8 protein-coding genes are annotated in these 9,136 nt (G+C 64.0%); 4 read left to right on the forward strand and 4 right to left on the reverse strand.

The window, feature by feature from the left end:
• Positions 1 to 186 precede the first annotated feature (186 nt).
• Genes QOI01_RS04335 through QOI01_RS04350 form a run of 4 tightly spaced genes read left to right on the forward strand, consistent with a single transcriptional unit; the run spans position 187 to position 5,135 of the window.
• A complete protein-coding gene (locus QOI01_RS04335; RefSeq protein ID WP_526378934.1) occupies positions 187 to 1,518 on the forward strand; it encodes a cytochrome P450 in 1,332 nt (443 codons plus the stop codon).
• 15 nt (positions 1,519 to 1,533) lie between these two features.
• Positions 1,534 to 2,994 (forward strand): aldehyde dehydrogenase, encoded by a 1,461-nt coding sequence (locus tag QOI01_RS04340; RefSeq protein WP_526378936.1) that lies wholly within the window; start codon positions 1,534 to 1,536, stop codon positions 2,992 to 2,994.
• A 60-nt stretch (positions 2,995 to 3,054) separates the two neighbouring features.
• Positions 3,055 to 4,050 carry a PDR/VanB family oxidoreductase gene (locus tag QOI01_RS04345; protein ID WP_526378938.1) on the forward strand — a complete coding sequence of 332 codons (996 nt, stop codon included), beginning with the start codon at positions 3,055 to 3,057 and terminating at the stop codon, positions 4,048 to 4,050.
• Positions 4,047 to 5,135, forward strand: coding sequence for a Rieske 2Fe-2S domain-containing protein (locus QOI01_RS04350; protein ID WP_526378940.1), 1,089 nt, complete (start codon positions 4,047 to 4,049; stop codon positions 5,133 to 5,135). The genes QOI01_RS04345 and QOI01_RS04350 overlap by 4 nt, the downstream gene beginning before the upstream one ends.
• Positions 5,136 to 5,247: 112 nt before the next feature.
• On the opposite strand, the gene QOI01_RS04355 is transcribed toward QOI01_RS04350, so the two are convergent.
• The 4 genes from QOI01_RS04355 to QOI01_RS04370 form a co-directional block, all read right to left on the reverse strand.
• Positions 5,248 to 6,528 (reverse strand): lipase family protein, encoded by a 1,281-nt coding sequence (locus QOI01_RS04355; protein WP_526378941.1) that lies wholly within the window; start codon positions 6,526 to 6,528, stop codon positions 5,248 to 5,250.
• Positions 6,529 to 6,640: 112 nt separating this feature from the next.
• A complete protein-coding gene (locus tag QOI01_RS04360) occupies positions 6,641 to 7,516 on the reverse strand; it encodes an SDR family oxidoreductase (protein WP_526378943.1) in 876 nt (291 codons plus the stop codon).
• Positions 7,517 to 7,536: 20 nt separating this feature from the next.
• On the reverse strand, positions 7,537 to 8,346 hold the full coding sequence (locus QOI01_RS04365) for an enoyl-CoA hydratase/isomerase family protein (protein ID WP_526378945.1): 810 nt from the start codon (positions 8,344 to 8,346) through the stop codon (positions 7,537 to 7,539).
• Positions 8,347 to 8,359: 13 nt separating this feature from the next.
• The coding region (locus QOI01_RS04370) for an acyl-CoA dehydrogenase family protein (protein ID WP_526378947.1) at positions 8,360 to 9,136 on the reverse strand (777 nt) is incomplete at its 5' end.

Below are 9,136 nucleotides of genomic sequence, written 5' to 3' on the forward strand. Positions count from 1 at the left end.
CGGCGGAGAGTCGCGGGGTATACGCCACCGGCGCTTTTACCCCCAAAGCGGGAGTCATGACCCCCCGTCGTGGTGACGCGGCAGAACGCGCTCGCAGTGAGACTTGAATCACCAATCGCGATCGCCCACAAAGAACGGTGGGCGAGAGGTGTAGGGCACTCAAATACCGCAGGAGAGAGGACGTCCATGACGACCGCCGCACATACCGAATCAACGACCATTCCCGACGAGATCGCACGGCAGATCTTGCTCCCCGAGGGCCACGGCGACCTCGCCGCGCTGCACGAAGCCTACAAATGGGTGCGCAACAACGCGCCGCTGGCCCAGGCCGTCGTGGAGGGCTACGACCCCATATGGCTGGTCAGCAAGCATGCCGACCTGCAGGAGGTCGAGAGCCAGCCTGAGGTGTTCAGCGCAGGCGGCGGTCCAGACCACCCCGGTGCGAACAACCCGATCCTGCAGAACCAGGCCGGTGACGGTTTCATGAAGAGCCTGCTCGGCGGCAGCCTCCGCCTTATGGACGCCCTGCCGTACCTGGACCCGCCCGAGCACACCGAGATCAAATTCATCACCAACGACTGGTTCCGGCCCACCCAGCTCCAGAAGTGGACAGAGCAGATCGGCGAGCTCGCCAAGGCGTCCGTCGAGAAGCTCGAGAAGCTCTCCGCGGCCGGAGAGATCGACCTGCTCGACGACTGGGCCCTTGGCTTCCCGCTGCACGTGATGATGACGCTGTTCGGGGTACCCCCTGAGGACGAGCCGACGATGATGAAGATGACTCAGGAGTTCTTCGGCACAGCCGATCCGGAACACCAGCGCGAGGACGCCGAGGAGCCGAGCCCCGAGGCGATGGCCCAGCAGTTCGCGGCCACCTACCAGGAGATCTGCGCCTACTTCGACACGCTGGTCGAAGACCGCCGCGCCAATCCCCGCGAGGATCTCGCCACACTGGTCGCCACAGCCAAGGGACCCGACGGTGAGTACCTCCCGAAGTCCTTCTCCTACGGCTACTACATGGCGATCTCCACCGCCGGGCACGACACCACGTCGGCAACCCTGGCCGGCACACTGCAGCTGCTGTCACAACACCCCGACGTACTGGCCCGCGTCAAGGCGGATCCGAAGTTGATTCCCAACCTTGTCTTGGAATCGTTGCGAATGGTCTCACCGGTCAAGCACTTCACCCGCCGCGCCGAGCAGGACTACACGATGCGAGGGCAGACCATCAAGAAGGGTGATCGGCTGATGCTGCTGTTCCAATCGGGGAACCGCGACGAGGACGTCTTCGACCGTCCCTATGAGTTCGACATCGACCGTAAGCCCAACAGGCAGATCGCTTTCGGCCACGGCCCGCACATGTGCATCGGCCAACACCTGTCCAAGCTCGAACTGAAGGTGATGTTCGAGGAGCTGCTGCCCCGCCTCGAGTCGATCGAGTTGCTCGGACCCGGAAAGTACACGCAGACCAACTTCGTCGGCGGCCTGCAGCACTTGCCCGCAAAGCTCAACTTTTCCTGAACGGCTGAGATATCCATGACCACAATCGATTACCCCCAGCTGTACATCGGCGGCACGTGGAACGCGCCCGCCGGCCACGACACCATCGCGGTCCATTCTCCGGCCACCGAGGAGCGAATCGGTTCAGTGCCCAGAGGCAATGAGGCCGATATCGACAGCGCTGTCGCAGCGGCCAGGACGGCGTACGACGCCCCCGACGGATGGTCGACCTGGCATCCGAAGGAGCGCGCTGACGTCCTCGAACGCTTCGCAGTGGAACTGGAGGCCCGCGGCGCCGAAACGGCGCGACGGGTGTCGATGCAGAATGGGATGCCGATCTGGCTCGCGCAACAATTCGAGGCGGGGTTTCCTCCGCTGCTGCTGCGCTACTACAGCGACCTGATGACCAGTGCGCCAGCCGAGGAGTCACGTCCGGGCATGCTCGGCGGCACATCGCTGGTGTCCAAGCATCCCGTTGGGGTCGTCGGCGCGATCGTGCCCTGGAATGTCCCGCAAGGGATTACGTTCCTGAAACTCGCACCCGCGTTGGCCGCCGGTTGCACGTTCGTCCTCAAACCGGCCGAGGAAACAGTGCTCGACGCGTTCCTCATGGCCGAGGCCGCAGCCGCAGCGGGCATACCCGACGGCGTCGTCAACGTCGTTCCCGGCGGCCGTGAAGTGGGCGCCTACCTGGTCGAGCACCCCGGCGTCGACAAGGTTTCATTCACCGGATCCACCGGTGCGGGCCGCTGGATCGCCGAAGCATGCGGACGGCTACTGCGGCCGGTCACCCTCGAACTCGGCGGCAAGTCTGCGGCGATCGTCCTCGACGACGCCGACCTGGCCGCCTCCATGGAGCAGTTCTTCGGGTGCACCCTGCTCAACAACGGTCAAATCTGTTGGCTCAACAGCCGGGTGCTGGTCCCCCGCAGCCGATACTCCGAAATCGTCGACACCATTACCGATATGGCGCGATCGCTGACGGTGGGCGATCCTCTCGATCCCGATACCAAGGTCGGCCCGCTGGTATCGCAGCGCCAGCGCGAGCGCGTCGAAGGCTACATCGCCAAGGGCAAGAGTGAAGGCGCCCGAATGACCACCGGCGGTTCGCGGCCATTTGACCGAGGTTGGTTCCTGGAACCCACCGTCTTCGCCGACTTGGACAACAACGCGACGGTGTCACGCGAAGAGATCTTCGGGCCAGTGCTCTCGCTGATTCCCTACTCCGATGAACAGGAAGCCGTTGCGATCGCCAACGACAGTGTCTACGGCCTGGGCGGGAGCGTGTGGTCATCGGATCCCGAACGCGCCGTCAATGTCGCCCGCCGCGTTCGCTCGGGGACCGTCGGGGTCAACCACTACGTCAATGATCCCGTCGCCCCGTTCGGGGGCATCAAGCAAAGCGGTATGGGGCGCGAACTCGGCCCGGAGGGGCTGTACGCATTCCAGGACTACAAGACCATTTACGTGCCGCCCCCGCCCGACGCTGGTCAATGACCGCAATACGACTGGGGTCCAACTGATTTCATATCACCCACGGATCGGAGCGAGGAACCGATGTCTGCGCCCTCCGTCACGCAATCCAGCGCCAACGTCCATGAATTCTCAACCGAGCTGATCGTGCGACGCCGCAGCGCACCCGCAGAAGGCGTCGTGGTGCTGGATCTCGCCCACCCGGAGAACCAAGACCTGCCACGCTGGGAGCCGGGAGCCCACATCGACCTACTCCTGGATGGGGGCCTGACGCGCCAGTACTCGCTGTGCGGTGATCCTCGTGATTCGAGCATATGGCGCGTCGGGGTCTTGCTCGATCCCAACAGTCGCGGTGGTTCGCGACACGTCCACGACAAGCTCGAAGAGGGAGCGGCGGTGCGAGTGCGCGGCCCCCGCAACCACTTTCCGCTCGTCGACGCACCGCGCTATCGATTCATAGCCGGAGGGATCGGCATCACCCCGATTGCCGCGATGATCGAGGCCGTGCAGCAAGCGGGCAACGACTGGACATTGCTTTACGGCGGACGGACGAAGGCTTCCATGGCCTTTGCATCGGACCTTGCCGAGCGCTACCCCGAGCGCGTGACGGTGTGGCCGCAGGACGAACGGGGTCTCCTCGACCTCGAATCGCTTCTCAAGGACCCCGAGGACGATACCTTGGTGTACAGCTGTGGGCCCGAGGCACTGCTCGGGGCGGTCGAACAGCAATGCGCCCACTGGCCAGCAGGAATACTTCACATCGAACGGTTCGCTGCCAAGGCACCCACGGCAGAGCAGGCCGCTGAAGAGCTCGACAGGTTCGAGGTGGTGTGCCAGCGATCCGGTGTGACGTTGGAGGTGACAGCCGACAAGTCAATCCTGGAAGTCCTTGAGGATGCGGACGTCCCGATCATGGCCAGTTGCTATGAAGGCGTGTGCGGTACCTGCGAAGCGAGGGTGTTGGAAGGCAAGGCAGATCACCGCGACTCGATGCTCACCGACGCTGAAAAAGATGCCGGCGAAGTCATGTTGGTCTGCGTGTCGCGCTCGCGCACCGAAAGGCTGGTCCTGGACCTGTGAGCAACTACCCCAAGAAGTGCTGGTATGTCGCGGCCACCTGCGACGAGATGACCGAATCACCGCTCGGGCGACGCTTGCTCGGGGAGGACGTCGTGCTGTGGCGTGACGCAAGCGGAGCCGTTACTGCCTTCGAAAACCGTTGCGCGCACCGGGCGTTCCCACTGTCGCATAGTCGCATCGACGGAGATCGATTGGTCTGCGGTTACCACGGATGCACCTACGACACCGACGGCAAGTGCGTCTTCACGCCGTCGCAACCCGAAGTCCCGACCGGGATGAGAGTGCGCGTGTTTCCCGTCCTCGAGGAGCCACCCTTCGTCTGGGTGTGGCTGGGACCGCCGTCCGCTGCCGCTGGCAGCCAACTGCCACGCACGCCGTGGATCAACGACCCGGCATGGACGACGTTCGGAAGTGCCTGGCAGGTAAGCGCCAACTACATGATGCTCCACGAGCACTACTTGGACTTCAGCTACGCGCCCGTCGTTCATACGAGGGATCTGCCTCCTGGACTTGACAGCATGCCCGCGTTCAATGACGTCGAGGTGACCGAGACGACCGTGTCCTACACCCGGATCATGCCGGAACTCCCCCTCACTGACTGGCAAGTCAACGCCACCGGACTCGACCGGACCCAGTTGTACAAACACAGCGAGAGCGGCACTTTCGTCTCGCCCGCGATGCATCGCCAGTATTGGAACATCGAAACCTCGACCGGCGAGGTGTACACCACCACGCGGACCCACGCCATCACGCCCGAGACGGACACATCGACTCACGTGTTCATGCAGGGCTCACGCAACTACGCACTGGATGGTGACGCGGTGACCACCGGTCTGAGTTCGTTCCTGGCCGGCGTTGCGCAACGCGACACATCCATTCTGGAGATGGTGTCCAACCACTCGGGTTACGACGGGTGGCGGGGCGGGGTCGAATTTCGGGCCGACGCGGCCGCCCTGCGCGCTCGACGCATCGTTGGGGTGATGCTGGCCAAAGAAGCAGGCCCCTCGGCGATACGACCCGGACTCGCGCCCAACAGTAGGAGCTACGCCCTTAGCCCACTCGAACCCGTCATATTTGGCGGTTAGCCACAACACGTGCTGTTCCTACTGGATCCAGTCACGTTGCGCGACAAAATGCCCCGGCGGAGCACGTCGAGGTTACCGCCGAGTGTGAGGCCGAATTCTGAGCCAGCGTTACCTAGATCTCCACGCAGTTCGGCGTGGTCGGCAGACCGTTGAATCGATCGGCGATCCATTGAAGACCGCGTTCGCCGTCGACTAGTTGAGCGAGCTCGTGGTTCACCGCCAACTTGTTCAGGAACGGTGGCTGTTCGTTGGTGAAGAACTGCACGTCGGCTCCCTGGGCGCACCAGTCCAGGGCGAGTTGATGCGCGGGGACCCAGGGCACCACCCCATCGAATCGGTTCTGATCGATTAAGACCGGCGCCGCGGGCCGCAAGCGCCCTATCCGCTGGTCGGCGAAGATCGACTTGAGTGGTTCCTGTTGTCCCAGCTCGAATAGCGGCACGTTGAAGTACGGCTGAAGATGGCGAAACCCGAAGTCCGCCAATGTCTGTGCGATGCATTGCTCCTTCGTCTTGTCCAGCATGTCTTCGCCTCGCGGTGTGAGCGACTCCCGGATCGGGGCCTCCGCCTGCGGGTAGGCGGCGATGATGCCGTTGAGTACATAACCGATGGCGCCGACCAGGATGCTGCCGTCGGCGAAGGGCAGAACGTCTGAGGAGTCGGCCGGTGGTGCTCCGGCCCAGGCCCCGACGAGATCGAGATCCGGAGCGTAGGTCGGTGCCAACTCGACGGCCGACGCCGATGCGCCACCGCCCTGGGAATATCCGCAGAATGCCACTGGTCCATGCGGATACAGCGACGTGCCGGGCAGTCGCATGGCGGCCCGGGCCGCATCGATCACCGCATGGCCCTCCGATGCCCGATTGAGGTAGGCGTGGACACCGGGAGTGCCCAGGCCCTCGTAATCGGTGACGACCACGGCGAACCCGCGCGCCACCATGGTCGCGACGAACCCCTGCTCGTAGCCGTAGGTGATGTCGAAGCCGCCCGAGTAGTGGATGCCCTGGTTGAACAGGCGCGACGGCGCGCATTGGTCGCCTTGGCCGTAGGTGCCGACCGCCAGGGAGATCAACGGGCGCGGCCCCTGACCCGGCCACGGGTTGTCCGGCTCGAAATAGGTGCCTGTGACAGCGATGGGTCGGCCGTGGGTATCGGTACTGAGATACATGATCCGGGTACCCGTTGCAACGTAGGCACCCAACTGACCGGACGGCTCCAGCACCACCCGCGACGGCTCGGAGCGGATCAGGTCGCCGGGCCGACCCGCAGGCAACGGGTCAGGCGGAGTGTAGAACTCGGCGTACTGACTTTCGTCGGCGCGCGCCACACCACCACCAGTCAGGGCGGGGAGAACGAGCAGCAGCACGACTACAACAGGTAGCGTTCGACGCATGGTCAGACGTTAGCAATGGTCAGCCGACCCGCGGCGTTTTGCGAATTCGGATTCGGTACCCCTGGTGGTCGGACTCGTGTGGCTTGATCTGGTTGCCCTACCTGCACAGGGATTACGGCACCTCGTCGAGGATCGCCGGAAGCGCGGACCGGTGGAACCCGTCGAAGGCCACATTGTTCTTGGCGGGCTGCAGATCCCACCATCCACGGCGTGCGTTCGGCGCTCCCCCGTCGATGCGGATGCAGGAGCCGGTGATATAGCTCGCCGCCGGCGACAGCAGATAGACGATCGCCGCTGAGACTTCGGCTTCAGTTCCGAACCGCTGCAACGGGATACCTGGCGTCAAGTCGTTGCGAATGAACGCCGTGTCCTTGTCTTCGTACGTGTCCAGACCCTGCGACGCGATCGATCCGGGGGCGACGGTGTTGACACGGACACCGGATTCGGCCCATTCGGTGGCAGCGCACTCGCTCAGCGTGAGCATTCCGCCGCGCGCCGCCGCGGAGTGGGAGAAGTGTGGCCACCCGTGCCAGATGTCGGCGATCATGTTGACGATTGCGCCACCGTGGTCGATCATCCAGCGGTTGTAGACCTCCCGCATGACGATGAACCCTCCGGTCAGGTTGCTCTTGACGACGGCCTCGAACCCCTTGGTCGAGATCGTCTTCAGTGGTGCCCGATACTGGCCGCCTGCGTTGTTGACCAGACCGTCGATGCGGCCGTGGTCGGCCAGCACCTGTTCGATGGTGGCGATGACTGCGTCTTCGTCGCGGATGTCGGCGACATGCGTGGAGATCGAGCCACCGTCGGATTCGATCTCGCCGCGGACCTGTTCGAGCTTGACTTCGTTGCGACCGACGATCGCGACATGGGCACCGAGGGAGGCCAACTCGTGCGCTGTGCAACGCCCGATACCGCTGCCACCGCCGGTGACGACGACAATCTGATCATCGAACAGTCCGCGGTTGTAGATCGAGTTGTATGCCATGGCTTCGTACCTCAGGCTCGTCAGATTCCAGCGGAGTTGGCCGTTGCCCGGTCGGCGTCGCGCCGTTCGAGGAACTCCTGCTGGCGCTCCACGATCTCCGGGTTACCCATTGTCGAGTAGCCATATAGGCACTCCAGCCGAAGCTGGTCGTCCAATGGGCGGCCGATGATCTCGAGGATGGTCTGCTTCGCGGATTCGACTGCGGCCCTTGGGTTTCGCAGAATCTTGGCCGCGATGTCCTCGGCCGTCGCCATCAGGTCACCGTGGGGCACAACGCGATTGACCAGATGCACTTCTTTGGCCCGGTGCGCATCGATGGGTTCACCCATCAGCTCCAGCTCCATCGCGATGCCCACCCCGACCGTGTTGACCAGCCGCACGATACCGCCGTCGGCGAAATGCATGCCGCGACGCATGTGGAAGAACCCGAAGTTCGCGTGCTCGGAGGCGATCCTGATGTCGCAGGCCAGGGCCAGTTCGATGCCCCCTCCGATGACCCACCCGTTGAGCGCCGCGATGATCGGTTTGGGCGTCCGATGCAGCCCTCGGGTGATCCGGCCCGCGAACCCCTTATCCAGCAGGCTGCGTCCGAGTTCGGGCCCGGCGTCGAGCCAGGGATCGACGTGCGATTTGAGGTCGGCGCCCGCGCAGAAGGTCTTGTCCCCGGACCCGGTGAGGATCGCGATTCGGACATCCGGGTCATCGCGGAAATCTGTCCAGGCGTCGAACAGCAGCTCATCGGTCTCGGTGTCGATGGCGTTGTGGACTTCGGGCCGGTTCAGCGTGATGTACGCGATCTGGCCCCGCTTTTCGTAGATCACCTTGGGCATGGTTTCCTCCGGGTCATGCCGACACCGCGTTGCGGCCGGCCTTGTGTCGGGCGATGACGAGTTTCATGATTTGCGCGGTGCCATCGCCGATCTGCAGCCCGAGGACATCCCGGAGCCGTTGCGCATAGGGCATTTCCTCGGTGTAGGCCCCGTGCCCGTTGAGCAGCAGGCAGGTCTGGATCGTGTCGAACGCCAACTTGGGGCCCCACCACTTGCACATCGCTGCCTCAGCGGTATGCGGCAAACCCTGGTCCTTGAGCCACAACGTCTTCAGGCACAACAGGCGACATGCCTCGACTTGAGTCTCGGCCTCGGCCAGCGGGAACGACACCCCCTGATTCGAGATAAGCGGTTTGCCAAAGCTCGACCGGTCGGCGGTGGAGACCCACGTTTCGTCCAGAGACTGTCGCGCGACCGCCAGACACTGCAACCCGATCAGCGCCCGGCTGTAGTCGAACCCCTGCATCACCTGCACGAAGCCTTCGTTCTCCCGCCCGATCAGGTGTGTCGCCGGTATCACCACCCGGTCGAAATAGACCGACCCCCGGCCGGCGCACCGACCGCCGAAGTCGTCGAACTCACTGGTTTTGATGCCCGGCAGGTCCAGGGGGACGACGAAGGCGCTGACTCCGCGCGCGCCGCTCGACTGCGCTCCGGTGCGGGCCCAGACGATCGCGAACTCGGCCTGGGTCGCAAAGCTGGTCGACGTCTTCTCGCCATCGAGGACATACGTGTCGCCGTCCCTGGTCGCCCGCAGCGCCAGGTTCGCGGCATCCGATCCACCCCCGGG

This window comes from Mycobacterium sp. (assembly GCF_032162605.1).
GTDB lineage: Bacteria > Actinomycetota > Actinomycetes > Mycobacteriales > Mycobacteriaceae > Mycobacterium.